This is a genomic window from Halomonas sp. SH5A2 (genome assembly GCF_014263395.1).
Classification (GTDB): Bacteria; Pseudomonadota; Gammaproteobacteria; order Pseudomonadales; family Halomonadaceae; genus Vreelandella.
Genome location: NZ_CP058321.1, coordinates 355,761 through 381,202, shown reverse-complemented (window position 1 = coordinate 381,202; position 25,442 = coordinate 355,761). Strand labels below are relative to the sequence as shown.

The following is a 25,442-nucleotide window of genomic DNA, read 5'->3' as shown; positions in this document are numbered from 1 at the left end:
TTGATGTCGTTTAAGTGTAACCCAACTGCAACCCATTAGAGGGCATCGAGCGCATCACTCAATTTATCCACGGCGATGACCTCCATACCTTTTGGCGGCTGCTTGGGGGCGTTGGCGCGGGGCACGATGGCGCGCAGAAAGCCATGCTTGGCCGCCTCGGTAATCCGTTCCTGCCCACTCGGCACCGGGCGTATTTCACCCGACAGGCCGACTTCACCAAACACGACCAGTTCTCGTGGTAATGCACGGTTTTGCAGGCTGGAAACAACCGCCAAAAGCACGGCCAGGTCCGCGCTGGTTTCGAGTACTTTGATGCCCCCCACGACGTTTAAAAAGACGTCCTGGTCGCCCGTAAACAAGCCGCCATGGCGATTAAGAACAGCCAGCAGCATGGCAAGGCGATTTTGATCCACCCCGACGGCGACTCGTCGTGGATTACCCAGCGCCGACTCATCGACCAGTGCCTGCACCTCTACCAATATAGGTCGCGTGCCTTCCCAAACCACCATCACCAGGCTACCCGGCGCCTGCTCTTCCTGCCGGGACAAGAAAATCGCACTGGGGTTTTTGACCTCTTTCAAGCCCTGCTCGAGCATCGCAAACACGCCCAGTTCATTGACGGCGCCAAAGCGGTTTTTCTGGCCGCGCAGGGTACGAAAACGGGAGTCGGCCCCACCCTCCAGCAACAGCGAGGCATCAATCATGTGCTCAAGCACTTTCGGCCCTGCCAGTGTGCCATCTTTGGTCACATGCCCTACCAGCAGCAGCACGGTATTCGTTTGCTTGGCAAAACGCGTCAGCGCCGCGGCGGACTCACGTACCTGGGCAACCCCACCCGGCGCCGAGGCGATATCTTCAAGATGCATGGTTTGAATCGAATCGATCACCAGAATCTCGGGTTTTTCACGTTCGGCGACTGCCAGGATGGTTTCCACACTGGTTTCTGCCAGCATCTTCAGGCCCTGGGTGGGGAGCTGCAGCCGATGGGCACGCATGGCCACCTGGGAAAGCGACTCCTCGCCCGTCACGTACACGATACGCCGTTGCTGAGCCAGCTTGCAGGCGGTTTGCAGCAGGAGCGTCGATTTCCCTGCCCCTGGGTTACCGCCCAACAGCACCGCAGAGCCTGGCACCAGGCCACCGCCCAGCACGCGGTCAAATTCGGCGAAGGTCGACGTCAGCCGCGGCACCTCACTGAGATCAACCTGCCCCAGGTCTACAATTTGTCGAGAGTGATCCCCTGCATAGCCTGCACGCCCAGAGCCAGCAGCTCCACTGCCTGGGCGGGCGCTGGCCAGACGCACCTCACTTAGCGTGTTCCATTCCTGGCAACTGGAACATTGCCCCTGCCATTTCCGGTATTCCGCACCGCATTCAGTGCAAACGAAAGCGCTTTTGGCTTTTGCCACCGCAGTGAGTCTCCATTTCGTTCATTACATACACAAAAGGCGGCCAGTGGCCGCCTTTACATGTGCAACATGCGCCGTTATTGGCGGGTAAGCCGCAGCGTTTCACCGTTTTCAAAGCGACGACGCTCGGGGTCGATTAACTCCAAGGTGCTTTCATCAATGCGTAAAAAGTAATAGATCTGACCATCGCCATTAGGCGTCAGCTCGTAAACAGTGGCATCGGGATTCGATGGCGTTCCACTGAGAACTTCCCAATTACCTTCGTAGTTTTCATCCGGCGGATTTTGCGGATGGTTGCGATAGGACGCGTTCAGCGTGAAGGTGCGCTCTTCGGCAGCGCTCATTTCTTCACCCATCATTGTGACATCCAGATCGATACCGTCGCAGTTACGGCAAGGCAGTGAGCCCTGATAACTAGCCTGTGCGGTCGCTTCCTCTTCTTGCGGCTGTTCCATCGGGCCGCTCGCGCAGCCAGCTAGAAGTGCCAACATAGCCGAACCGGCTAGCAAACTCCTGAGTTGCATTGGGTCTCTCCTTATCGTGTTGGACATTTTCTTTGTTACGCGCACTTGTGACAGCATAACGCCTACAAGGTGCAACGCCCACCCCTGTGAGCTGAATGCTTGCGCTCAGTTAGCCTTCAAGCGACCATGGGCTATCTTGCAAGGATAATCAGGTTACCCCCATGAGCCAATATTGGAGTCCGGCCGTTCGCGAACTTACGCCATACGTGCCCGGTGAGCAGCCACGCGAGCAGCTTGTAAAACTCAATACCAATGAAAACCCTTACCCACCTGCTCCAGGCGTCGGCGAGGCGCTGCGCAATTACGCGACCGATCATCTGCGCCTCTACCCAGACCCAACGTCTGCTGCGTTGCGTGAAGCGTTAGCGGAGACGTTTAAGAAGGTGGCGAGTAGTCAAGTGTTCGTGGGTAACGGTTCCGATGAGGTCCTGGCGCTTGCCTTTCAGGCGTTTTTCCGCCACGGCGCACCGCTAGACGTTCCCTCGATTACCTACAGCTTCTATCCCGTTTACGCCAATCTTTATGGCGTTGAGTTGCGTAAACATCCGCTCAATAAGCAGTGGGAAGTCGATATTGACGCGCTGGCGGCGGCTACTGACCGCAGCGGCGTTATCTTTGCCAACCCGAATGCACCTACCGGCCACGCGCACTCATTGGAGGCCATTGAGGCGCTGCTTAACCGGGTCACGGATCGTGTGGTGCTGGTAGATGAAGCGTATGTCGATTTCGGTGCTGAGAGTGCCGTCGCACTCATTGAGCGCTATCCTAACCTGCTTGTCACCGGCACATTTTCTAAATCCCGCAGCCTGGCAGGCTTGCGCTTGGGTTATGCGGTGGGTTCAGAAGAGTTAATCGATGGCCTGCTGCGGGTAAAGGACTCCTTTAACTCTTATCCAGTGGATAGTCTGGCAAGCTTGGTGGGTATTGCAGCGCTCAACGACCAGGAACACTTTGAAGCCTGCCGTGAGCATGTGATTACCACGCGTGAGCGTACCCGTCAGCGTCTGGAAGCAATGGGATTTGAGGTACTGCCCTCCAAGGCTAACTTTGTACTTGCTCAACATCCTGATTACGAAGGCGCTCAGTTATTTGCAGACTTACGCGAACGCGGCATTCTGGTGCGTCACTTCAATACCTCGGAACTCAACAATTTTCTGCGTATCACCATCGGCACCGATGATGAGATGGATAGCCTGATTGAAGCGCTAGAGACGATCTGCGGATAACCTTTTCTTATTTAATTTTTAGGCGGCGCAAGCCGCCTTTTTTAAGGGCGGTTTTTCTTCCACGCAAGCAAAAACCCCCGAGCACAGTATGCTCGGGGGCTTTTACGATATAGGTGCCTGACGATGACCTACTCTCGCATGGGGAGACCCCACACTACCATCGGCGCGAAGCGGTTTCACTGCTGAGTTCGGCAAGGGATCAGGTGGTTCACGCTTGCTATGGTCGTCAGGCGTAACTTTAAATGGATATCATGCTGTGTTTTGTGTGCGTCTCTTACCAAGCCCTGTGTCTTAAACAGTCGGCTCAGCGCGCGTATCCGGTTCTCGTTATCATCACGACCAGACCCCTTGGGTGTTATAGGGTCAAGCCTCACGGGCCATTAGTACACGTTAGCTCAACGCCTTGCAGCGCGTCCACACCGTGCCTATCAACCAGCTGGTCTCGCTGGGCCCTTCAGGAGGCTCTAGGCCTCAGGGATGTCTCATCTTGAAGGGGGCTTCCCGCTTAGATGCTTTCAGCGGTTATCCCGTCCGCACATAGCTACCCGGCAATGCCACTGGCGTGACAACCGGAACACCAGAGGTGCGTCCACTCCGGTCCTCTCGTACTAGGAGCAGCCCTTCTCAAACATCCAACGCCCACGGCAGATAGGGACCGAACTGTCTCACGACGTTCTAAACCCAGCTCGCGTACCACTTTAAATGGCGAACAGCCATACCCTTGGGACCGACTTCAGCCCCAGGATGTGATGAGCCGACATCGAGGTGCCAAACACCGCCGTCGATGTGAACTCTTGGGCGGTATCAGCCTGTTATCCCCGGAGTACCTTTTATCCGTTGAGCGATGGCCCTTCCATACAGAACCACCGGATCACTAGAACCTGCTTTCGCACCTGCTCGACGTGTCTGTCTCGCAGTCAAGCACCCTTATGCTCTTGCACTCATTGCACGATGTCCGACCGTGCTGAGGGTACCTTCGTGCTCCTCCGTTACGCTTTGGGAGGAGACCGCCCCAGTCAAACTACCCACCACACACTGTCCTCGATCCGGATAACGGACCTGAGTGAGAACGCCAATGATGCCAGGCTGGTATTTCAAGGTTGGCTCCACTCGAACTGGCGTCCGGGTTTCTAAGCCTCCCAGCTATCCTACACAGGCAACATCAGCGTCCAGTGTGAAGCTATAGTAAAGGTTCACGGGGTCTTTCCGTCTAGCCGCGGGTACACCGCATCTTCACGGCGATTTCAATTTCACTGAGTCTCGGGTGGAGACAGCGTGGCCATCATTACGCCATTCGTGCAGGTCGGAACTTACCCGACAAGGAATTTCGCTACCTTAGGACCGTTATAGTTACGGCCGCCGTTTACCGGGGCTTCAATCAAGAGCTTCGCCTTGCGGCTAACACCATCATTTAACCTTCCGGCACCGGGCAGGCGTCACACCCTATACGTCCGCTTACGCGTTAGCAGAGTGCTGTGTTTTTACTAAACAGTTGCAGCCACCTGGTATCTTCGACCGGTTCTCGCTTAAGCCGCGAGGGCTCTCACAATATGCCGGCGTGCCTTCTCCCGAAGTTACGGCACCATTTTGCCTAGTTCCTTCACCCGAGTTCTCTCAAGCGCCTTGGGATTCTCACCCTGACCACCTGTGTCGGTTTGGGGTACGGTCGCACATGATCTGAAGCTTAGAGGCTTTTCCTGGAAGCGTGGCATCGATGACTTCAACACCGTGGTGTCTTCGTCTCGTCTCTCGGCCTTGAGCGCCCGGATTTACCTGAGCCCTCAGCCTACCGACTTTCACCAGGGCTACCAACGCCTGGCTCACCTAGCCTTCTTCGTCCCCCCATCGCAATCATGTCCGGTACGGGAATATTGACCCGTTTCCCATCGACTACGCCTTTCGGCCTCGCCTTAGGGGCCGACTCACTCTGCTCCGATTAGCGTCGAACAGAAACCCTTGGTCTTCCGGCGAGGGAGTTTTTCACTCCCTTTATCGTTACTCATGTCAGCATTCGCACTCGTGATACCTCCAGCGAACTTCTCAATTCACCTTCATCGGCGTACACGACGCTCCTCTACCGCTCATTCCGAAGAATGAACCCGTAGCTTCGGTACCTGGTTTAGCCCCGTTACATCTTCCGCGCAGGCCGACTCGACTAGTGAGCTATTACGCTTTCTTTAAAGGATGGCTGCTTCTAAGCCAACCTCCTAGCTGTCTGAGCCTTCCCACATCGTTTCCCACTTAACCAGGATTTCGGGACCTTAGCTGACGGTCTGGGTTGTTTCCCTTTTCACAACGGACGTTAGCACCCGCTGTGTGTCTCCCACGCTCGCACTCACCGGTATTCGGAGTTTGCCTCGGGTTGGTAAGTCGGGATGACCCCCTAGCCGAAACAGTGCTCTACCCCCGGCGGTGATACGTGAGGCGCTACCTAAATAGCTTTCGAGGAGAACCAGCTATCTCCGAGCTTGATTAGCCTTTCACTCCGATCCACAAGTCATCCAAATCTTTTTCAACAGATCCTGGTTCGGGCCTCCAATTGATGTTACTCAATCTTCACCCTGCTCATGGATAGATCGCTCGGTTTCGGGTCTATATCCAGCGACTGTGTCGCCCAGTTAAGACTCGGTTTCCCTACGGCTCCCCTATACGGTTAACCTCGCCACTGAATATAAGTCGCTGACCCATTATACAAAAGGTACGCAGTCACAGAACAAGTCTGCTCCTACTGCTTGTACGCACACGGTTTCAGGATCTATTTCACTCCCCTCTCCGGGGTTCTTTTCGCCTTTCCCTCACGGTACTGGTTCACTATCGGTCAGCCAGGAGTATTTAGCCTTGGAGGATGGTCCCCCCGTCTTCAGTCAAGGTTTCTCGTGCCCCGACCTACTCGATTTCACATGATCAGATTTTCGACTACGGGGCTATCACCCGCTACGGCCAAGGTTCCCACCTTGTTCGTCTAATCAGTCACATGCTTAAGGGCTGATCCCCGTTCGCTCGCCGCTACTGGGGGAATCTCGGTTGATTTCTTTTCCTCAGGGTACTTAGATGTTTCAGTTCCCCTGGTTCGCCTCCCCCACCTATAGATTCAGTGGGGGATACTCATCTGATGATGAGTGGGTTTCCCCATTCAGAAATGCCCGGGTCACAGGTTGTTTGCCACCTCGCCGAGCCTTATCGCAGGCTTCCACGTCTTTCATCGCCTCTGGCTGCCTAGGCATCCACCGTGTGCGCTTCATTGCTTGACCCTATAACCCGAAGGGGTCTGGTGTCTCGCAATGATAACGATTGCCGGATACGCTTGAGACGTATCACAAAACAATTACGTATGAACGTTTCAAAAAACGTTCATGTCAGCATGATATACATTGTTAAAGAGCGACTGCTATGCGCAGTGATAAGCGTTTTCTTCACGTTAAAAAAAGAGAAAAGACCTTTCTTTTTCTTTTAATGTGAAAAAAGCCTTCGCTTATCACTGCGTATCAACAGTCATCTGATCAGATAATTCATTGTGAGCGCTTACCGCGAGGATGATGCATCGTTTAAGGAGGTGATCCAGCCGCAGGTTCCCCTACGGCTACCTTGTTACGACTTCACCCCAGTCATGAACCACACCGTGGTGATCGCCCTCCAAAGTTAGGCTAACCACTTCTGGTGCAGTCCACTCCCATGGTGTGACGGGCGGTGTGTACAAGGCCCGGGAACGTATTCACCGTGACATTCTGATTCACGATTACTAGCGATTCCGACTTCACGGAGTCGAGTTGCAGACTCCGATCCGGACTGAGACCGGCTTTAAGGGATTCGCTGACTCTCGCGAGCTCGCTGCCCTTTGTACCGGCCATTGTAGCACGTGTGTAGCCCTACCCGTAAGGGCCATGATGACTTGACGTCGTCCCCACCTTCCTCCGGTTTGTCACCGGCAGTCTCCTTAGAGTTCCCGCCATTACGCGCTGGCAAATAAGGACAAGGGTTGCGCTCGTTACGGGACTTAACCCAACATTTCACAACACGAGCTGACGACAGCCATGCAGCACCTGTCTCTGCGCTCCCGAAGGCACCAAGTGATCTCTCACAAGTTCGCAGGATGTCAAGGGTAGGTAAGGTTCTTCGCGTTGCATCGAATTAAACCACATGCTCCACCGCTTGTGCGGGCCCCCGTCAATTCATTTGAGTTTTAACCTTGCGGCCGTACTCCCCAGGCGGTCGACTTATCGCGTTAACTTCGCCACAAAGTGCGCTAGGCACCCAACGGCTGGTCGACATCGTTTACGGCGTGGACTACCAGGGTATCTAATCCTGTTTGCTACCCACGCTTTCGCACCTCAGTGTCAGTGTCAGTCCAGAAGGCCGCCTTCGCCACTGGTATTCCTCCCGATCTCTACGCATTTCACCGCTACACCGGGAATTCTACCTTCCTCTCCTGCACTCTAGCCTCATAGTTCCGGATGCCGTTCCCAGGTTGAGCCCGGGGCTTTCACAACCGGCTTATCAAGCCACCTACGCGCGCTTTACGCCCAGTAATTCCGATTAACGCTTGCACCCTCCGTATTACCGCGGCTGCTGGCACGGAGTTAGCCGGTGCTTCTTCTGCGAGTGATGTCTTTCCTGCCGGGTATTAACCGACAGGCGTTCTTCCTCGCTGAAAGTGCTTTACAACCCGAGGGCCTTCTTCACACACGCGGCATGGCTGGATCAGGGTTGCCCCCATTGTCCAATATTCCCCACTGCTGCCTCCCGTAGGAGTTCGGGCCGTGTCTCAGTCCCGATGTGGCTGATCATCCTCTCAGACCAGCTACGGATCGTCGCCTTGGTGAGCCATTACCTCACCAACCAGCTAATCCGGCATAGGCTCATCCAATAGCGGGAGCCGAAGCCCCCTTTCTCCCGTAGGACGTATGCGGTATTAGCCTGGGTTTCCCCAGGTTATCCCCCACTACCGGGTAGATTCCTATGCGTTACTCACCCGTCCGCCGCTCGACGCCTCCTAGCAAGCTAGGATCGTTTCCGCTCGACTTGCATGTGTTAGGCCTGCCGCCAGCGTTCAATCTGAGCCATGATCAAACTCTTCAGTTTACAATCATTGTGGTTCTTACTTGTCACTCGAAAGCAACAAAAGCGAACCAAACTTGGCTCAAGGTTCAAACGAATTCATTCAAACTTTCGTCTTCATGACCGCTTGCCTTGATATTTGGTGATTTATCACCCTCATCGGCAAGCGCCCACATGAATTACCTGATCACATTATTAAAGAGCGTTTCGCTGTGCTGTCTAACTGACCGAAGTCAGTGGCATACAACCGGCCAAGCGTTGAACTGTTTGGCCTCAGCGAGGAAGGCGTATTCTACCGACTTCCGTGTGGTTGTCAATGACTGGTTGGCGAAACTTGATGCGACGTGACACAACACATTGATCACGCTCGCTTGCCTAACCGGCTGACAAACCTAGGTTTTTACACCTCAATCACCGCTGGCGACGCCTTGCGTCCCCGGCAGCGGATGCGTACTTTAAGGCCTCAGCATCTGCTTGGCAAGGGGGGTGCGAAAAAAAATCTGCCTAAACAACAGCCCCCAAACTAACCCCTTCATCTCAAGCACTGATAAAAGCGTTCTGTCTGCCCGGTAGCTTGAGTTCACTACGCGATAAATCTATTATTGGTCTTACCAATTTAGAGAGCCATTCGATGAACTACCCCCCGTTACGCCAGCAGCGATTAGCCGATGTGATTACCGAGCGCCTGGAGGCCATGATATTAGAAGGTAGCTTGAAGCCTGGGCAGCGCCTACCGCCCGAGCGTGAGCTTGCTGAAAGGTTTGGTGTATCACGGCCTTCATTAAGAGAAGCGATACAGAAATTATCGGCTCGCGGCTTGTTAATGAGTCGTCAAGGCGAAGGTACCTTTGTCGAAGAGTCGCTGAACAGTGGTTACACCGACCCTTTACTGGAAATGCTTTCCCGACATAAAGAGTTTCATCTAGATCTACTTGAGTTTCGCGACGCCATGGAGGGCATTTCGGCTTATTACGCGGCATTGCGCTCTACGCCAGCCGATAAAGCCGTTCTTATACAACGCTTCGAAGAACTTGACGGCGGATTTGTGGGGGCCGACCCGGCCCAGGAAGCAAAACTAGATGCGGCCTTTCACCTGGCCATTGCGGAAGCTGCCCATAATGTTCTGCTGTTACATACGATTCGTGGCATTTTCCATCTACTTGAACAAAGTATCGTAGATAATTTGGCCCACCTCTTTGCCAAACCGGATTCACGCAGCCAACTGATGCAGCAGCACCGGTCACTGCTGGATGCCATCATTGAAGGACGTCCTGAAGACGCACGCACCCGCGCTCACGAACACCTGGTATTTGTCGAGGACGGTTTGCTAGAAGTGGCTCGCGCTGAAACACGCGCGCAGCGCGCCTTGCGCCGTGCCCAAGGGACGAGTTCGGCCCCGGCATGAACATTTCTTTATTCCGCTGGCGATATCTATGGTTGATCGCTGTAACGCTAGGGCTTTTCTTATGCATGTGGCAAGCATCGCTCCTGGCCCGCGAACAGGCACTGAACAACCTTCAGCAAGAGGCGGAAAACGAACTTCGCCTGTCTGCCGCCAACCTTAATGGCTACCTATTACGTTACGACTACCTCCCCCAGATGCTTGCCACGCGCGAAGGTGTCCAGCGTTTTCTCGCCTCGCCGGACAGCCAGGACCCGATGCCCCTCAATTTATTGCTGGATCGGTTCCGCTTTACCTCTGGCGTTTCTGACGTTTATCTATTGGACCGCAATGCTGACACGATCGCGGCCAGCAACTGGCACCGTCCAAATACCTTCATCGGACAAAATTACGCGTTTCGTAGCTATTACCGCGATGCAATCGAAGGGGGACAGGGGCGCTTTTACGGACTCGGCTTGCAATCGCAGGAACGCGGTTATTACTTCTCGTCCCCGGTATGGCTCGATGACACCTCACCGGATGCCCGACCCGATGGCGTCCTGGTCATTAAAGTACTACTCAACGATGTAGAAGAAAGTTGGGCCGAACAGGAATCCACCCTGTTCGTTACCGATGACGACAATATTATTTTCCTCGCCAGCCAACCTGAACTGCGCATGAACGCGCTTTATCCACTCACCGAAGAACAGCGGCAGTCACTACATGCAACAAAGCGCTACGGCCAAGAACCTTTACCCCCCTCGGGCATTCAGGTGCAAGACAACTTAAATGTGCATAGCCGCGTGGTGACCTTTAAAGAAGGCCCGCTCAGTAACGGACACTATCTGAACCTGACCCGAGAAATTCCTGAGTTTAACTGGCAAATGCATATACTCAAGCCGCTTAGCCCAGTCGTAAACGCCCAATGGATGGCCGCTTTAATGGCTGGCGGCTTCTATGGAATCGTCGCTCTGGCCGCAGGGATCGGCTGGCAGCGGCTTCGGCTTCGCCGTGAGCGCGAGACATTTGCCGAACGCGAGCGGCAGACACTGGCCCGTGTGCGCGATGAACTGGAGATGAGCGTTGAGCGTCGCACCCGCGACCTGGTCGCCAGCAACCAGCGGCTTTCTGATGAAATAGATGAACGTCGCCGCGCAGAAGCCAACCTGCGTCAAACCCAGGACGAGCTAATCCAGGCGGCCAAGCTCGCGGTATTGGGCCAGCTAGCCGCCGGCATTAACCACGAGCTTAACCAGCCGCTCGCGGCTATTCGCGCCTACAGCGAAAACGCCCGACGCTTTATCGAACTATCCCGAGTGGAACAGGCAGATGCCAACCTCGAGCAGATTATCGAGCTCACCCACCGGATGGCCGACATTAGCGCCCAGCTACGCCAGTTTTCCCGTAAAAGCAGCGACCATCCGGAGACTGTTTCCGTTCAAGCCTGTGCCGATTATGCCTTGCGTCTTTTCCAGAGCCGCCTTCGTGATGACCGCATTGATGTTGAACAGCAATGGCCCGAGGAAACGCTCTGGGTAAAAGCTGATCTTGTACGCCTGGAACAAGTACTGGTCAACTTAATCGGCAATGCCCTCCAGGCCATGAAAGAGACCCCTTCACCCCGACTTACGCTCAGCGCTCAAACCTCGAGTCAGCAGGTGATTATCCGGGTTGCCGATAACGGGCCTGGCATTCCGTCTCAATATCTTGAACAGGTTTTCGAGCCGTTTTTCACTACCAAAGCACCCGGTAGCGGGCTAGGATTAGGGCTTTCCATTTCATCGCGTATCATGGACGATCTAGGCGGAAAGTTGCAGGCGGCCAATCTGCCTGGCGACGGCGCCTGCTTTACCATCACACTTCCTCTCGCTCCCGCCCCGCGGGCTACCCAGGAGACTGTTTCCGATGCATGAGCCGTCGACGCTGCCGGTCATGGTGATTGACGACGAACCGCATCTGCGCATCACCGCCAGCCAGACCCTTGAACTTGCCGGTTATACACCACACTGCTTTGAATCCGCCGAAGAAGCCCTGGCCGCACTGCCCGCCAACTTTCCGGGTGTCATTGTCAGCGACATTCGCATGCCGGGTATGGATGGCATGACATTGCTGCACGAACTCCATCGTCGCGACAGCACCCTGCCGATCATATTGATTACCGGCCACGGTGATATTTCAACGGCCGTCGAGGCCATGCGCGCCGGGGCGTGGGATTTTCTGGAAAAGCCTTTTGCCGGTGACGAACTGCTCGACGTGGTGCGCCGAGGTATCGAAAAACGCCAGCTCAGCCTGGAAAATAATCGTCTCAAAGCGGAACTCGAAGCTCAGCAAGCGGCGCTTGGCCCGCGCCTGGTGGGTAGAACGCCGGTGATCTCGCGCTTGGCGGCGATGATTCAGCGCATCAGCCAGGTCGAAGCTGACGTACTGCTGTTCGGCGAAACCGGTACCGGCAAAGACCTGGTGGCCCGCGCTATTCACGAGCGCAGCGCAAGGCGCAACCACCCCTTCATGGCGATTAACTGTGGCGCCGTGCCTGAACACACCATTGAGTCTGAACTGTTTGGCCATGAAAAAGGCGCCTTTACCGGTGCGGTTGAAAGGCGAATCGGCAAGTTTGAGCACGCTAACGGCGGTACCGTCTTTTTGGATGAAATTGAATCCATGCCCCTTGCCCTGCAGGTCAAACTCTTGCGCGTACTGCAGGAGCGGCATATTGAGCGGCTGGGTGCCAACGATGTGATACCTCTCGATATCCGCGTGATTGCCGCTACAAAAATCGACCTCAAAGCAGCCGCCGAGGACGGTCGCTTTCGCGAGGATCTTTATTATCGACTCAACGTGGTGACCTTGCCGTTACCGGCACTGCGCGAACGGCGTGAGGATATACCGCTGCTTTTCCAGCATTTTGCCGTCGTGGCCGCCAACCGTAGCGGTCTGGAAGCGCCCACCATTGACAGCCATGGTATTGCCAGCCTGCTTGCCCACGACTGGCCGGGTAACGTACGCGAATTGCGCAACCTGGCCGAGCGCTACGTGCTGCTCGGCGCGGCCTTCGACTACCGGCTGGATGCCCTGCTTGAAGGCGCTCAGGCAGATACCGAAGAGCCAACGCTTCCCCGACAAGTCGAGCTGTTTGAAAAAAGCCTGATCAGCCAGTCACTTTCCCGCCATCACGGGCGCGTCACCGAGGTCTGCCAGCATCTTGGTATTCCACGCAAAACGTTCTACGACAAGCTGAAAAAACATGGGCTACATGCTGACGACTACCGCCATAGCAGCGATCCTTGAGCGATCAGCTCGCCCAACACCCCCCAGGGAGGAAGGCAGGGCCAGAGAGGCAGCAAGGCAATCAGCATTAACATATTCGACAGCGGGCGGCGGCCATCGCCAAACTTCAGCGCCGTACCAAAGGACCGCTTAAGCCGCGCGCCTTCTAAGTCGACGCTGTAGATTTCGTCCAGCAGCAAGTGAATAACAAACCCGATCCATATCGCCGCTCCATGCGACCAGGCCAGCCACGCTGGCTGGGCAAGCAGTTGAAAGCTCACGGCCGTTGTCAGCAGCGCGCATAAAAGGCTCGCCAGCAGTGAATGCCAGATACCGCGGTGTACCGTAAAGCGTGAAAACGTGATTCCCGCGATATAACGCACCGCGACGTAAACCCCACCGCAGGCCATTAACAACTGCCCTGAGGATAACCAGGGCTGCAGTATAAGCACGCCCAGCACCAGTGCCGGTATGGACAGGATATTGAAAATAAGTCGTATGGAATGTGACCGGTCGGCATCGATATCGGGCAAAATACCGCCAAATGCAGTCAAGACCACCACCAATAACGCCTGGGAAGGTGCCCACCACTGCAATTGCCAGCCAGCATAAGCCAGCAGCATACCGCCTGTAGAGGCTACTGTGATGTGGGTGCGAAAGTTCGCCATGTCGCGCTCGACCAGAAAACTGTATAAATTAACAGATTTCTGATCGGCACAATACGGCTTTCCAACAAAAAAAGAGGGGAATGAAGCGCTTAAGAATCACTCGATTCGGCAAGAAAGCTATCTTTCAATTTGACGTAATTACCGGCGGTGTAAGCAAAGAAAGCGCGCTCCTTATCTTTAAGGGGACGCAATGCTTTGGCCGGATTACCCGCATACACATAGCCACTTTCCAGATGCTTACCCGGCGTCACGACCGCGCCAGCGGCAATGATGACTTCATCGTCCACCACGGCACCGTCCATGACAATAGCCCCCATGCCGACCAGAATACGGCTCCCCAGCGTACAGCCATGGAGGATAGCTTTATGACCAATGGTCACGTCGTCACCCACGGTAAGCGGGAAACCCTCGGGGTTAAAATCACTGGCATGGGTAATATGCAGAACGCTGCCATCCTGAACGCTGGTACGGGCACCAATACGGATACGGTGCATATCACCCCGTATCACTGTCATCGGCCATACCGAGCAGTCGTCACCCAGCTCGACGTCACCAATCACGACGCTTGCCAAATCAATATACACCCGCTCACCCAGACGCGGCGTCATGCTGTTGAAGCTTCTCAACGCACTGCTCATTGCATTCTCCTCACTTTCGATGCAGGGATGGTACCCCACTATAGCAACCCGCTAAGCAGAACCATAAGCGTCAGCGGAATCGACACCCAGCGAACCACGTTGCGCCAGCATAGATAACCGCGCTCACCCACGCCCAATGCGGCTGCGGCCGTACCGCGAGGCAGCACCCAGGCGGCAAAGATCGCGATTAACAGACCGCCTAAAGGCAAGAAAATATCCGGCGGAATACTGCTTACCAATTCGAATACGTTACGCCCTAACAGCGGACGAAAATCAGCGAGCGTTGAGAAGGACAACGCCGATAGCAGACCAATCGACCACACGCTAAGCGCCACGACGGCCGTTGATACGCTCCGCCGCCAGCCAAAACCCAGCAACGTAGCCACCATAGGCTCGGCCAGGTTAATCGCCGATGTCCAGGTCGCCAACAGTAACAGTAGAAAGAACACACTCAGCCACAGCGACCCCCAGGGCAGCTCTGAAAAGGCGATCGGCAGGGTCACAAACATCAGTCCTGGGCCATCGGCGGGATCCATTCCCTGGGAAAATACCACCGAAAAGATCGCAATACCGGCCAGTAGCGCCACACTGATATCCAATACCGCAACCGCCATAGCAGCCCGCGGCAGGCTCTGCTCGTCAGGCATATAGGCCCCATAAGCCATCAACGCGCACGCCCCCACGGCCAGAGTGAAAAAAGCGTGCCCCATGGCATGTAGCACAACAGTCGGCGTTAGCGCTTCCATGGAGGGTAAGAATAGCCAGGACAGGGCTGTGCCAAAACCGCTGGTCGTGGCCGCATAGGCCGCCAGAAACAGCAACAGGCCATACAGCAGGGGCATTAACAGATTGTTTAACCGTTCCAGGCCTTTGGCAACGCCCGCCGCGACAACCACCATGGTCATCAACAGAAACAGCGTGTGATTAAAAATCAGCAGGCCGGGATTCGCCAGAAAGGCATCAAAACCGGCACCAATCTCAGCGGCACTGGCGCCTTTGAAGTTGCCGTTGATGGATGCCACCAAAAATTCAATGGACCAGCCGGATACCACCGAGTAAAACGATAGGATGCAAAACACCGTGAAAGCACCGAAAAGGCCCAGCCAGCGCCAGTGTCGTGAGGCACCCGCTTCCGCCGCCAGTGCCCCCAGTGCCTGCATGGGCCCTCGGCGCCCAGCGCGGCCAATTAAAATTTCCGCCATCATCACGGGTATGCCGAGCAGTATGACGAAGGCCACGTAAATCAATAAAAACGCCGCTCCGCCGTTCTCTCCGGCCACGTAAGGGAAGCGCCAAATATTACCCAGGCCCACCGCAGCACCCGTCACCGCCAGGATAAAGGCCCGTTTTGACCCCCAGCGCTCTAGCGTTTTACTCATTGATGATTCTCGCCTTGGTGGCCCTAAAAGCCCGCAAGACTAACAGGCGCTGGGCTGAAGGCAAGTCAAGGAGTGCCCCAGCATTGAAACAACCCACGTTCGCCCGCACTCTAACGGTATGACAGCGCTTGTCGCGCTCCCACGATACCCAAAGAGGTGACTATGTCCCGCAATCCGCTGCTCGAGACTCACTCGCTGCCCCCTTTCAACGACATCCGCGCCGAGCACGTGGTCCCAGCGGTTGAAACCCTGATCAGCGAAAGTCGTGACACGATTGATCGCCTTGCTCAACAGGCCACTGACACAACACCCACATGGGAGAACTTTGCCGAACCCATCGAAGCTGTTAATGACCGGCTCACCCAAGCGTGGTCGCCGGTCTCGCACCTCAACGGGACCATGAATACCCCCGCACTTCGCGACGCCTACCAGACTTGCCTGGAACAGCTTTCCGAGTTCAGCACCTGGGTGGGCCAACATGAGGGCCTTTTCAATGGTTGGCAAGCGCTCAAGGCAGGGCCCGCGTGGACTCAGCTAAGCCCAGCTCAGCAGCGCACTGTCGATAACGCGCTACGTGATTTCCGCTTGGCTGGCGTCGACCTGCCCGCCGATAAAAAAGCCCGTTACGGCGATATTCAGGCGCGCCTCTCGGTGCTATCCAACCAGTTTTCCAATAACGTGCTCGACGCCACTCAGGCCTGGCACAAAGATATCAAAGATGCAGACACGCTGGCGGGCTTGCCGCAAAGCGCGCTGGATACGCTGAAGGCAACGGCGGATGCCAAGGGCATCGATGGGTTTCGTATCACCCTCGACTTCCCCAGTTTTTTTCCGGTGATCAGTTATGCCGATAACCGCGAACTGCGCCGCGAAGTGTATACCGCTTTCGTCACCCGTGCGTCTGACCAAGGGCCAGACGCCGGCAAGTTCGACAATGCGCCCATTCTCGAAGAAATTCTGACGCTGCGCCAGGAACTCGCTCACCTGCTGGGCTTTGATACTTACGCCGACTATTCGCTGGTCACCAAGATGGCCGACTCGCCTGAACAGGTGCTTGCGTTTCTAACCGACCTGGCGAACCGCGCCGTCCCACAAGCCCAGCAGGAGGTTGCCGAACTCAGCGAGTTTGCGCGTAATGAGCTGGGTATCGAGACGCTTGAACCCTGGGATGTGGCCTATGCCAGCGAAAAACTGCGTGAAGCACGCTATGCCATTTCGCAGGAACAGCTGCGCCCTTATTTCCCCGCGCCGCAGGTCATCGACGGACTGTTCCGGGTGGTTGAACGGCTCTACGGCGTGGGCTTTGCAGAAGATACTGACGTTGCCCACTACAACGACGACGTGCGCTTCTACTGGATCACCGACAATGATCAGCCGATTGCTGGCTTCTACCTTGACTTGTATGCCCGCGAAGGCAAGCGTGGCGGGGCCTGGATGGCGGATTGCCGGGTGCGCCGCCAGACGCACGATGGTTTGCAGCTTCCCGTCGCTTTTCTGACCTGCAATTTCACCCCGCCGGTGGACAACAAACCCGCGCTGCTGACCCACGATGAAGTCACCACGCTGTTCCACGAGTTTGGCCATGGTTTGCACCACATGCTGACCAAGCAAACCATTGCTGACATCTCAGGCATTAACGGCGTTGCCTGGGATGCTGTCGAACTACCCAGCCAGTTCATGGAAAACTATTGCTGGGAACGCGAAGGGCTCGACCTGATTGCCGGCCACGTCGACAACGGCGACCCTCTGCCCGAATCTTTGCTGGAGCGCCTACAGGCCGCCAAAAACTTCCAATCCGCAATAGGCATGGCGCGTCAGATCGAATTCTCGCTATTCGACTTGCGCTTGCACCACGAGCTCGAATCTCCCAGCGCCAGCGATGTCCAGGCGCTACTCGACGAGGTACGCCAGAGCGTTTCCGTGGTCCCCACCGTTGCATTCAACCGCTTTCAAAACAGTTTTGGGCACATTTTTGCAGGCGGCTACGCGGCGGGTTACTACAGCTACAAATGGGCAGAAGTGTTATCGGCCGATGCCTGGAGCGCGTTTGAAGAAGCCGGTATCTTTGACCCCACTACCGGCCAACGCTTCCGGCAAGAGATTCTCGAGCAAGGCGGCGCACGCGATGCTGCTGACATATTCCGTGCCTTTCGTGGCCGCGAACCTAGCGTCGACCCGTTATTACGTCATAGCGGAATCCGTGCCGCTTAAACCCGCCCTACCTAAGCGCGACCTCCTTGGGGGTCGCGCCATTGGAGCCTGATGATGTCGAGTGTAAAACGTTTTATTGCAGGCGTGACCTGCCCCCGCTGTGCGGCCATGGATCGCATTCGCGCCTGGGAGCAGAACGGTATCCGTTACCGGGAGTGCGTCAGCTGTGATTTTTTCGAACAGCTACCCATCGAGGATGAAGCACCCGGCGAGCTGACCACCCGCGTCAATCAAGCCCGCCCGGAGCCCGCTCAGAATGAGATCCAGCCTGTGCGGATTATGGACCCTGACCACAAGTCGTCCGACTCATAGTGAATAAATGATCGCTGCCCTACCTTCACGATGCCATCATGTGTGCGGATTAACGCACACAAATCCATGCTTACCGTGCGCAACACCAGACACATTGCTCTTTCCTCTCTACGACTAACGTTGAAAAGAAAAATTTTAAGCCTCTGTTTTTAAAAACAAAGCCTTGTTTTGGCATGACAATCGCTCTAGTTTATAGCTCACCGCTGGTGGTGTTGCTTCATTCGCATACCGCCAGTGCGTTAACAACCTCAATAAACAACTAGGGAAATTCGCCATGCGCAATTTTAAACCGACCACATTGGCATTACTGACCAGCAGCGCGATTCTGGCTGCCGGTAGCGTCCATGCCGACCGCGAAGACTGGCCGGACAACTTCACCGTCGGCACCGCGAGTCAGGGTGGCACTTACTTCGTTTATGGCTCTGGCTGGGCCAACTTTATTGCTGATGAGTTAGACGTCTCAGGTGGCGGCGAAGTGACCGGTGGCCCCACCCAGAACCTGGCACTGGTACACAACGGCGATGCTGCCTTCGGTCTAGCGACCATGGGTCCGGCTGCCGATGCGGTAAATGGTGAAAGCCCCCTCGCCCCGGGCCTGAAGATGGACAACGTCTGCGCGATGTTCCCGATGTATGAAACGCCGTTCTCAATCACCGTACTCTCCGACAGCGGGATTGAATCAATTTCCGATATTCCTGACGGCGCACGTATCGGTTTTGGCCCATCGGCTTCCACGTCTGATACCTACTTCCCGGCCATGCTGGAAGAGCTAGGCGTCAACTTTGAACGCCGCAACGGCGGCTGGTCTGATCTGGGCGGTCAGTTGCAGGACGGGTTGCTGGACGTTATTGCTTTCGCCGCTGGCATTCCAATCCCGGCCGTCAGCCAACTCGAAGTGCAAACCGATGTGAACATCCTCGAGTTCACTGAAGAAGAGCTGGAAACGGTGATGAACGCCTTCCCCGTGGCAGAATTCTCCATCCCGGCTAGCACTTACCAAACACTGGAAGAAGACGCCCGCGCTGTTTCCATGTGGAACTTTGCCATCGCCGGTTGTGACCTGCCGGAAGACTTTGTTTATGAAGTCACCAAAGCCACCATGGAAAACAATGACCGTATGATGTCGGTCCACCGCAGTGCAGCGACCACCATTCCGGAAAACATCAAGCACAACACCGTGCTGCCTTTCCATCCGGGTGCTGCTCGCTGGTATGAAGAGAACGGCTACGAGATCGACGAAGACATGATCAAGTAAGTCATACTCGTTGCTTTCTGCCCCGTGCCAACCAAGGTTGGGCGGGGCAGCTTTCGCTAATGCCCCTTTGTTTGCTGTGAGGGTGAACTCAAATGAGTCACAAAACCGATCAAGAACCCAACGGTCTCAAGGATGATGCCCAGGATACTGAATCGGCCCCTGAGTCTATTGTCGAGGGTGTCGATGAAGAGATTGTTGAATCCAACCGCCGTCTTTTTACCGGCTGGCAGTTTTTCTTGTTTGCGGCGTTAGCCATTGGCTATTCAAGCTTCCACCTGATTTCACTCAATGTGTTCCCCTTGGAAACTTGGTCGTTTCGTATCTTGCACATTGCCGGTGCGCTTATTCTCGGTTACGGGCTATTTGCCGGTGCCCGTTTTGCCGAAGACGACCACCACGCATCTGGCCCTGCCTTGAAGTGGGCCAGCTACGCGCTGCTTATTCCCGCTGTCTACACATTGGCGCAAGTGTTCTTGATGCACCAGACACTCAGCGGCGAAGCAATGCGTATCGACCCCAGCGTCGAAAACTGGCATTACGGTTATCCGCTCATGGCGACCACAGCCGGTGCCATTATACTGTCTTGGTTTTATCGCCAAGCACGCCATCGTTTTAATCCGGCAGACCTGGTACTCATGGTTTGCGCAGCCGCAAGTGCCGGCTATCTGCTGGTGGCCTTCAACACCAATATACGCATGTCGACGGGCACATCCTTTGCCCCATCAGGTATTTCCTGGGCGGCAATTGCAGGCTCCATGCTGATTCTGGAGCTGACCCGCCGAGTAGCCGGGTTGGCGTTGGTGGTTATCTCAGCGGTATTTTTGACCTATGTTTTTGCGGGGCCTGCATTGCCCGGTTTCTTGGGCTACCCCGGCTTGTCCCTGCAGCGCTTCTTCAGCCAGGTGTATACCGATACCGGCATTCTAGGGCCCACCACGGCCGTATCATCGACGTACATTATCCTGTTCATTATTTTCGCCGCCTTTCTGCAAGCGTCCAAAGTGGGCGATTATTTCGTCAACTTCGCCTTTGCGGCGGCTGGGCGAGCTCGCGGTGGCCCGGCCAAGGTGTCCATCTTCGCTTCGGGCCTGATGGGCATGATCAACGGCACATCCGCCGGTAACGTCGTCTCGACCGGCTCGCTGACAATCCCGCTGATGAAAAAGGTCGGCTATCCCCCGCGCAGTGCCGGCGCGATTGAAGCGGCCGCCTCTACCGGCGGGCAGATCATGCCGCCTATCATGGGCGCGGGCGCCTTCATCATGGCCGAAGTGACCGGCATTCCGTATACCGAGATTGCTATTGCGGCCATTATTCCTGCCGTCCTCTACTTTGCATCCGTCTACTTCATGGTCGACTTTGAGGCGGCCCGTAAAGGCATGCGCGGCATGCGCAAAGAAGAGATCCCGCTCTTCTCCAAGCTAGTCAAGCAGGTCTACCTGTTCGCGCCCATTATCATCCTGATCGTTGCTCTGTTCATGGGTTATTCGGTGATTCGTGCGGGTACCCTGGCCACAGCGTCAGCCGCCGTTGTCAGTTGGATTTCACCAAACAAAATGGGCCTTCGTGCCATTTTGAGAGCGCTCCAACTGGCTGGCACCATGTCGATTCAGATCATCGCGGTTTGTGCCTGTGCTGGTTTGATCGTCGGTGTTATCTCGCTGACCGGCGTAGGCGCACGCTTCTCGTCGCTGCTACTCGGTCTGGCGGGCGTGAGCCAGCTTCTGGCGCTGGTATTTGCCATGCTGATCAGTATTCTGCTGGGGATGGGCATGCCAACCACGGCGGCATATGCCGTGGCGGCCTCGGTCGTCGCGCCTGGCTTGATCAACATCGGCATCGAACCCCTGGTTGCCCACTTCTTCGTGTTCTACTTTGCGGTGGTCTCCGCGATTACCCCGCCAGTGGCACTGGCCTCCTACGCAGCAGCGGGTATTTCCGGCGACAACCCCATGGGCACGTCGGTGGCATCGTTCAAGATTGGGCTAGCCGCATTCATCGTGCCGTTCATGTTCTTCTACAGCCCGGCCATGCTGATGGAAGGCTCCGCCATGCAGATTCTGCGCGTGGGGGTAACCGCAACACTGGGTATCGTATTGCTCTCGGGTATGGTCCAGAAATGGTTCTTCGGTCCGGTGAATACACTCCAGCGCATCATCATGCTAGTGGGTGCGATGTTCATGATTTACGGCGGTATTTATACCGATGTAGCGGGCCTGGCCATTGGTGCCATCCTGTTTATCATGCAGCGCAGACAGTACGGTGGTGATAACAAGACACCGCAAACAGGCTAATTGGTTTTAGCCGCTAGACGCTAAGCGTAAAAAACCCCGCTCAGATAGCTGAGCGGGGTTTTCGCATTAAGGGGTAATCAATCGGCCTAGCCGCTCAAATTATCAACGATCTTCAACACCGGCTTGGATTGATTGAGGGTATAAAAATGCAGGCCTGGCGCCCCACCATCCAGTAATCGCTGGCAAAGACGGCTCACCACATCGGTGCCAAAGTCAGCAATTGCCTCGCTGTCGTCGCCGTAGGATTCCAACTGTTTGCGAATCCAGCGGGGAATTTCAGCACCACAAGCATCGGAAAAACGCGCCAGTTTGGTGTAGTTGGTAATTGGCATGATGCCGGGAATGATCGGCTGTTCAACGCCCAGCGCACGGGCTTTTTCTACGAAGTGGAAATAGGCATCAGCGGTAAAGAAATACTGGGTAATCGCCATATTGGCGCCAGCCTTCATCTTGCGGGCAAAGTTTTCCACATCCTTGTCGAGATTGGGGGCCTGTGGATGAGACTCGGGATACGCGGCGACGGCAATATTGAAATGATCGCCGGTTTCATCACGGATGAAGTCGACCAGCTCATTGGCGTAGCGCAGTTCACCAATGCTGGCCATACCGGAGGGCATGTCGCCGCGCAGGGCGACCAGACTGTCGACACCTTCTTCACGGTACTGAGCCAAAAGATCTCGCAGCTGGGCTTTCTCGCTCCCAATACAGGAAAGGTGCGGGGCAGTGGTAATACCGCTCTGACTCACCTTGCGGACAACCTCGCGAGTACGCGCCTGGGTCGATCCTCCGGCACCGTAGGTAACCGAGAAAAAGCGTGGTTTGCGGGTAGCCAGCTCATCTCGAGTCTGGATTAGCTTGTCGCGCCCGGCATCAGTGCCTGGTGGAAAGAATTCAAAGCTAATACCTAGCGGATGCTCGTGGCGGCTCATGGGGTTTCCTCAATAATGTGTCAATAGTCATGATATTTTGGGGTATTCTCGCTGTTCCGTCGCGCTGGGGCTAATGAAAGATTCCACGCTCGGCCTTTAATTCGGCTCATGTTCATCAGTTACACACGTATTATGGGAGGGTAAATGGATCTTACGCCTGGGGCATTGGTTGGGCCGCTATTCATGTTACTCAGCTATGTGGGTTTAGGCTGGCTGGCTGCACAACGGCTCAAGTTAGATCCTCGCCCGATTGCGACGCTGCTGGTGTATCTGATTGCCCCCTTTACCATTTTTCGCGCGCTGATGAACGGCGGGCCAACGCCTGATTACTTACTGCTCACATTAGCGCTGTTCATTGTAGCGAGCCTGATGGCGCTGTTGGTACAACGCTTCACGCGCCACCGCTTTGGCGAACAGGAAGCCGCCCTGCTGGCATTTTCCTCGGGAACAGGCAATACCGGCTATTTTGGTCTGCCGATTGCGTTGATTTTGCTACCCCCCGAAGGCGTTACCCTTTACCTGTTCTGCATGCTGGGGATTAACATTTATGAGTTTACCGTTGGTTTTTACCTCAGCGCTCGCGGGCGCTTTTCGGTACGCGAGAGCTTTATAAAAATTTCTCGCCTGCCGCTTATCTACGCCTTCCTATTCGCGTTACTACTGAGCAGCCTTGACATCACCCTACCCACGGCCGTCATGAGTGCGCTGCAAGTGTTCCCCGCCACCTATACCCTGTTGGGCATGATGATTATTGGCATGACGCTTAGCCAAGTGACGCTTTCCGCCTGGGATACGCGCTTTGTGGCCACTTGCTTAGGACTACGTTACCTGATGTGGCCATTGGTCATGCTAGCGGCCGTTTTAATACTGCAGTGGGTGGCGCCACTTTCCACAGAACTGGCCTTGGCACTGCTGTTAATGGGCGTAGTGCCCATGGCCGCCAATGTCGTGGTCGTGGCCATGGAACTGGGCATCCAGCCGCAAAAAGGCGCATTAGCGGTGCTGGTCACTACACTGCTTGCGCCGCTGCTGATTCCGCTTTATCTCGGTTTAATGCTGCGCATGACGGGGCTGGGCTAGGTTCGTTAATCAGTTGATCACTCATTGCGTTAAAAACCCTCAACCCCCATTTCGTTTAACTGTGCTGCCATACGCTGCACGTCGGGATGGCTAAAGAACGCCACCAGGGCCTCGGCACGAACCGGGCCGACACCCGGCTGGGCCTGCCACTCGGAACGCGTAAGGCCCGACAGGGTAGACCAGTCGCCCAAGCGTGCACTACCGCCTGGTGGCATCCCCAGCGCTTCAAGCCAAGTGGCGTAGGGGGCGAAGCGCGCGGCTTGAAACTGCTCCATCAACGCCGCGGCGGTGGCATTGCCAATACCATAAGCCTGCTCAAGCTCGGCTGGCTCAACGGTTAGCCAGTCAAGCAGCCCTGTGACCACGCCCGCCTCGATCAACGCCTGCCAAGTGCCTTCACCAACTCCCTGCATCGTCAAGTGGTCGCCAAGGTAAGTGAGCCGCGCCAGCAGTTGGCTTTCGCAACCGGGGGTTAACTCAAAACAGCTCAGCAAGTGGTAGCGCTGGGGTGACGGCGGAGACAGCGGCGAGCGTTCCTGGGTGTGCCACACCACCTCGGTCAACTGCGGAATCGTCAACCCGCCCAGGGTGACTGCCACCTGGTCGCCGGGGCGAACGTCCAGTGATTCCCAGCGCTCCAAGGAGCCTAATGAAACACGGCTAATGCGCCGCCCTTCCAACAGGACTGGGTTAAGCCATACCAGAGGCGTTACTCGCCCGGTGCGCCCGACGCGAAACTCGATACCGCGCACTTCCGCCAGCGCCTGCTGGGCCGGGTATTTCCAAGCAATGGCCCACTCCGGGGGCGACGATGACCAACGGCGCACGCCGGGCCGCTCGGCTTGTTTAATCACCACGCCATCGGTGGCAAACGGCAGCGGGCCGTTGAACCAGGTATCGCGCCAGTAAGCGGCATCGTGGCGATCATCCAACGAATAGGTGTAGTCGGCGGTATCAAAGCCCAGCGCACTCAGTTGGGCTAAGCGGTTTTCCATTCCGGTCGGGCCGTCAGGCCAGCCCCAGACAAACAGGCCAATACCTTCAAGGGTGGCCGCGTCAGGCGAAGACTGCGCCATGGCACCTGCCACGGCCCCCCGGGCACCAGAGGAGGGTGAGCGTGACTGAACGTGCTCGTCCAAACGCCAATACAACTCGCCTTGGAGTAGCGCAGAAACCGGTTCGGGAAGCCTATTGGGAACGGCAGAAAGCTGTCGCACACGGGCCGTCCAGTCCTGGCCCCGCTCGCCGTCCCCGCGGCTGATGGCTTCGACCAGTTCGCCATCAGCATAGCGCAACGTAATCGCCACGCCGTCGACTTTGGGTTGGATCCACAGATCTTCCCGGCGACTGGTAAAGCGCCTGATACCCTCGTCATCGGCTTTATTGAGACCGCGCTGGGCTGCTGGGTGTTCAAGGGTTCCGCTACTGCTGGTCACCCGCGTCAGCGGGCGGTGATCGGGCACATGGCCCAAGCAGCGCTGCCAAGTGGTTAGGCGCTCTACCGCTTGGTCGTAAAGGGCATCGTCGATCAGCGCAACACCCTCGTCGTGGTAAGCAGTGTCCCAGAGCCGTACCTGCTCGGCCAGCGCCTGGCTTTCACGGCTTAAGCGCTCTTCCGGCCAATCGGGGCATTCCTCCCCCTGCGCAGTGAGCGCCATGGCTAACAGGCCACCCAGCCACCCCACTTTCATGATCCATCGCCAGCCCTGCATACCCATCCTCACATGATGACAAGGAAAAGACACGGCGCTTGCACTAGCAACCGTTAAGTTTAATTTACCTTAAACTGACCATGATGCAATGCGGGAAACAAG

General features: G+C 55.9%; 16 protein-coding genes and 3 rRNA genes. 9 read left to right on the top strand and 10 right to left on the bottom strand.

Translation table 11 applies throughout. The features are described 5' to 3' along the window. Positions 1 to 35: 35 nt before the first annotated feature. Positions 36 to 1,409 (bottom strand): DNA repair protein RadA, encoded by a 1,374-nt coding sequence (gene radA, locus HXW73_RS01820; RefSeq protein WP_186254631.1) that lies wholly within the window; start codon positions 1,407 to 1,409, stop codon positions 36 to 38. A 77-nt stretch (positions 1,410 to 1,486) separates the two neighbouring features. After that, positions 1,487 to 1,933, bottom strand: coding sequence for a copper resistance protein NlpE N-terminal domain-containing protein (locus HXW73_RS01815; protein ID WP_186254630.1), 447 nt, complete (start codon positions 1,931 to 1,933; stop codon positions 1,487 to 1,489). 161 nt (positions 1,934 to 2,094) lie between these two features. On the opposite strand from HXW73_RS01815, the gene hisC reads away from it, so the two are divergent. Next, positions 2,095 to 3,159 (top strand): histidinol-phosphate transaminase, encoded by a 1,065-nt coding sequence (hisC, locus tag HXW73_RS01810; protein WP_186254629.1) that lies wholly within the window; start codon positions 2,095 to 2,097, stop codon positions 3,157 to 3,159. Positions 3,160 to 3,274: 115 nt separating this feature from the next. Here hisC and rrf read toward each other — a convergent pair. From rrf to HXW73_RS01795, 3 genes are all read right to left on the bottom strand, one after another. Beyond that, positions 3,275 to 3,390, bottom strand: a 5S ribosomal RNA gene (gene rrf / locus HXW73_RS01805). A gap of 128 nt (positions 3,391 to 3,518) precedes the next feature. Further along, positions 3,519 to 6,410, bottom strand: a 23S ribosomal RNA gene (locus tag HXW73_RS01800). Between the two features lie 295 nt (positions 6,411 to 6,705). Further along, positions 6,706 to 8,238: ribosomal RNA gene (locus tag HXW73_RS01795) — 16S ribosomal RNA — on the bottom strand. The 16S, 23S and 5S rRNA genes sit together here, the layout of an rRNA operon. Before the next feature lie 607 nt (positions 8,239 to 8,845). On the opposite strand from HXW73_RS01795, the gene HXW73_RS01790 reads away from it, so the two are divergent. Genes HXW73_RS01790 through HXW73_RS01780 form a run of 3 tightly spaced genes read left to right on the top strand, consistent with a single transcriptional unit; the run spans position 8,846 to position 12,883 of the window. Continuing rightward, positions 8,846 to 9,619: a GntR family transcriptional regulator gene (locus HXW73_RS01790; protein WP_186254628.1), complete on the top strand. Its 774-nt coding sequence runs from the start codon at positions 8,846 to 8,848 to the stop codon at positions 9,617 to 9,619. Beyond that, a complete protein-coding gene (locus tag HXW73_RS01785; RefSeq protein WP_186254627.1) occupies positions 9,616 to 11,508 on the top strand; it encodes a sensor histidine kinase in 1,893 nt (630 codons plus the stop codon). Before HXW73_RS01790 ends, HXW73_RS01785 begins: the two co-directional genes overlap by 4 nt. After that, positions 11,501 to 12,883, top strand: a complete 1,383-nt coding sequence (locus HXW73_RS01780; RefSeq protein WP_186254626.1) for a sigma-54-dependent transcriptional regulator — start codon at positions 11,501 to 11,503, stop codon at positions 12,881 to 12,883. Before HXW73_RS01785 ends, HXW73_RS01780 begins: the two co-directional genes overlap by 8 nt. Here HXW73_RS01780 and HXW73_RS01775 read toward each other — a convergent pair. The 3 genes from HXW73_RS01775 to HXW73_RS01765 form a co-directional block, all read right to left on the bottom strand. Next, positions 12,859 to 13,530 carry a metal-dependent hydrolase gene (locus HXW73_RS01775; RefSeq protein ID WP_186254625.1) on the bottom strand — a complete coding sequence of 224 codons (672 nt, stop codon included), beginning with the start codon at positions 13,528 to 13,530 and terminating at the stop codon, positions 12,859 to 12,861. The two genes, HXW73_RS01780 and HXW73_RS01775, sit on opposite strands and share 25 nt — an antisense overlap. An 89-nt stretch (positions 13,531 to 13,619) precedes the next feature. Beyond that, on the bottom strand, positions 13,620 to 14,168 hold the full coding sequence (locus tag HXW73_RS01770; RefSeq protein WP_186254624.1) for a gamma carbonic anhydrase family protein: 549 nt from the start codon (positions 14,166 to 14,168) through the stop codon (positions 13,620 to 13,622). A 38-nt stretch (positions 14,169 to 14,206) separates the two neighbouring features. Next, positions 14,207 to 15,547: a sodium-dependent transporter gene (locus HXW73_RS01765; protein ID WP_186254623.1), complete on the bottom strand. Its 1,341-nt coding sequence runs from the start codon at positions 15,545 to 15,547 to the stop codon at positions 14,207 to 14,209. A gap of 162 nt (positions 15,548 to 15,709) precedes the next feature. Here HXW73_RS01765 and prlC point away from each other — a divergent pair, with 162 nt between their 5' ends. The 4 genes from prlC to HXW73_RS01745 all read left to right on the top strand — a co-directional run bounded on the left by prlC (position 15,710) and on the right by HXW73_RS01745 (position 21,619). Further along, the gene (prlC, locus tag HXW73_RS01760; protein ID WP_186254622.1) at positions 15,710 to 17,758 is read left to right on the top strand and encodes an oligopeptidase A; all 2,049 of its coding nucleotides are present in this window, start codon (positions 15,710 to 15,712) and stop codon (positions 17,756 to 17,758) included. A gap of 54 nt (positions 17,759 to 17,812) precedes the next feature. After that, positions 17,813 to 18,070 (top strand): YheV family putative zinc ribbon protein, encoded by a 258-nt coding sequence (locus HXW73_RS01755; RefSeq protein ID WP_186254621.1) that lies wholly within the window; start codon positions 17,813 to 17,815, stop codon positions 18,068 to 18,070. Positions 18,071 to 18,344: 274 nt separating this feature from the next. Next, complete coding sequence (locus tag HXW73_RS01750; protein ID WP_186254620.1) at positions 18,345 to 19,325, top strand: TAXI family TRAP transporter solute-binding subunit; 981 nt, start codon at positions 18,345 to 18,347, stop codon at positions 19,323 to 19,325. 92 nt (positions 19,326 to 19,417) lie between these two features. After that, positions 19,418 to 21,619 carry a TRAP transporter permease gene (locus HXW73_RS01745; protein WP_186254619.1) on the top strand — a complete coding sequence of 734 codons (2,202 nt, stop codon included), beginning with the start codon at positions 19,418 to 19,420 and terminating at the stop codon, positions 21,617 to 21,619. A gap of 86 nt (positions 21,620 to 21,705) precedes the next feature. On the opposite strand, the gene metF is transcribed toward HXW73_RS01745, so the two are convergent. After that, complete coding sequence (gene metF, locus HXW73_RS01740; protein WP_186254618.1) at positions 21,706 to 22,548, bottom strand: methylenetetrahydrofolate reductase [NAD(P)H]; 843 nt, start codon at positions 22,546 to 22,548, stop codon at positions 21,706 to 21,708. A 144-nt stretch (positions 22,549 to 22,692) separates the two neighbouring features. Here metF and HXW73_RS01735 point away from each other — a divergent pair, with 144 nt between their 5' ends. Continuing rightward, complete coding sequence (locus tag HXW73_RS01735) at positions 22,693 to 23,628, top strand: AEC family transporter (protein WP_186254617.1); 936 nt, start codon at positions 22,693 to 22,695, stop codon at positions 23,626 to 23,628. A 29-nt stretch (positions 23,629 to 23,657) separates the two neighbouring features. Here the strand turns inward: HXW73_RS01735 and ligB are convergent, their stop codons facing one another. After that, positions 23,658 to 25,319, bottom strand: coding sequence for an NAD-dependent DNA ligase LigB (ligB, locus tag HXW73_RS01730; RefSeq protein WP_446719003.1), 1,662 nt, complete (start codon positions 25,317 to 25,319; stop codon positions 23,658 to 23,660). Positions 25,320 to 25,442 lie beyond the last annotated feature (123 nt).

What these genes read in the sequence shown, in the direction of transcription:
- prlC (WP_186254622.1), top strand. Translation starts at nt 15,710, where the DNA reads ATGTCCCGCAATCCGCTGCTCGAGACTCACTCGCTGCCCCCTTTCAAC.
- HXW73_RS01770 (WP_186254624.1), bottom strand. Translation starts at nt 14,168, where the DNA reads ATGAGCAGTGCGTTGAGAAGCTTCAACAGCATGACGCCGCGTCTGGGT.
- HXW73_RS01745 (WP_186254619.1), top strand. Translation starts at nt 19,418, where the DNA reads ATGAGTCACAAAACCGATCAAGAACCCAACGGTCTCAAGGATGATGCC.
- HXW73_RS01765 (WP_186254623.1), bottom strand. Translation starts at nt 15,547, where the DNA reads ATGAGTAAAACGCTAGAGCGCTGGGGGTCAAAACGGGCCTTTATCCTG.
- HXW73_RS01775 (WP_186254625.1), bottom strand. Translation starts at nt 13,530, where the DNA reads ATGGCGAACTTTCGCACCCACATCACAGTAGCCTCTACAGGCGGTATG.
- HXW73_RS01735 (WP_186254617.1), top strand. Translation starts at nt 22,693, where the DNA reads ATGGATCTTACGCCTGGGGCATTGGTTGGGCCGCTATTCATGTTACTC.
- HXW73_RS01815 (WP_186254630.1), bottom strand. Translation starts at nt 1,933, where the DNA reads ATGCAACTCAGGAGTTTGCTAGCCGGTTCGGCTATGTTGGCACTTCTA.
- HXW73_RS01750 (WP_186254620.1), top strand. Translation starts at nt 18,345, where the DNA reads ATGCGCAATTTTAAACCGACCACATTGGCATTACTGACCAGCAGCGCG.
- HXW73_RS01755 (WP_186254621.1), top strand. Translation starts at nt 17,813, where the DNA reads ATGTCGAGTGTAAAACGTTTTATTGCAGGCGTGACCTGCCCCCGCTGT.
- hisC (WP_186254629.1), top strand. Translation starts at nt 2,095, where the DNA reads ATGAGCCAATATTGGAGTCCGGCCGTTCGCGAACTTACGCCATACGTG.
- metF (WP_186254618.1), bottom strand. Translation starts at nt 22,548, where the DNA reads ATGAGCCGCCACGAGCATCCGCTAGGTATTAGCTTTGAATTCTTTCCA.
- HXW73_RS01780 (WP_186254626.1), top strand. Translation starts at nt 11,501, where the DNA reads ATGCATGAGCCGTCGACGCTGCCGGTCATGGTGATTGACGACGAACCG.
- HXW73_RS01790 (WP_186254628.1), top strand. Translation starts at nt 8,846, where the DNA reads ATGAACTACCCCCCGTTACGCCAGCAGCGATTAGCCGATGTGATTACC.
- ligB (WP_446719003.1), bottom strand. Translation starts at nt 25,319, where the DNA reads ATGAAAGTGGGGTGGCTGGGTGGCCTGTTAGCCATGGCGCTCACTGCG.
- HXW73_RS01785 (WP_186254627.1), top strand. Translation starts at nt 9,616, where the DNA reads ATGAACATTTCTTTATTCCGCTGGCGATATCTATGGTTGATCGCTGTA.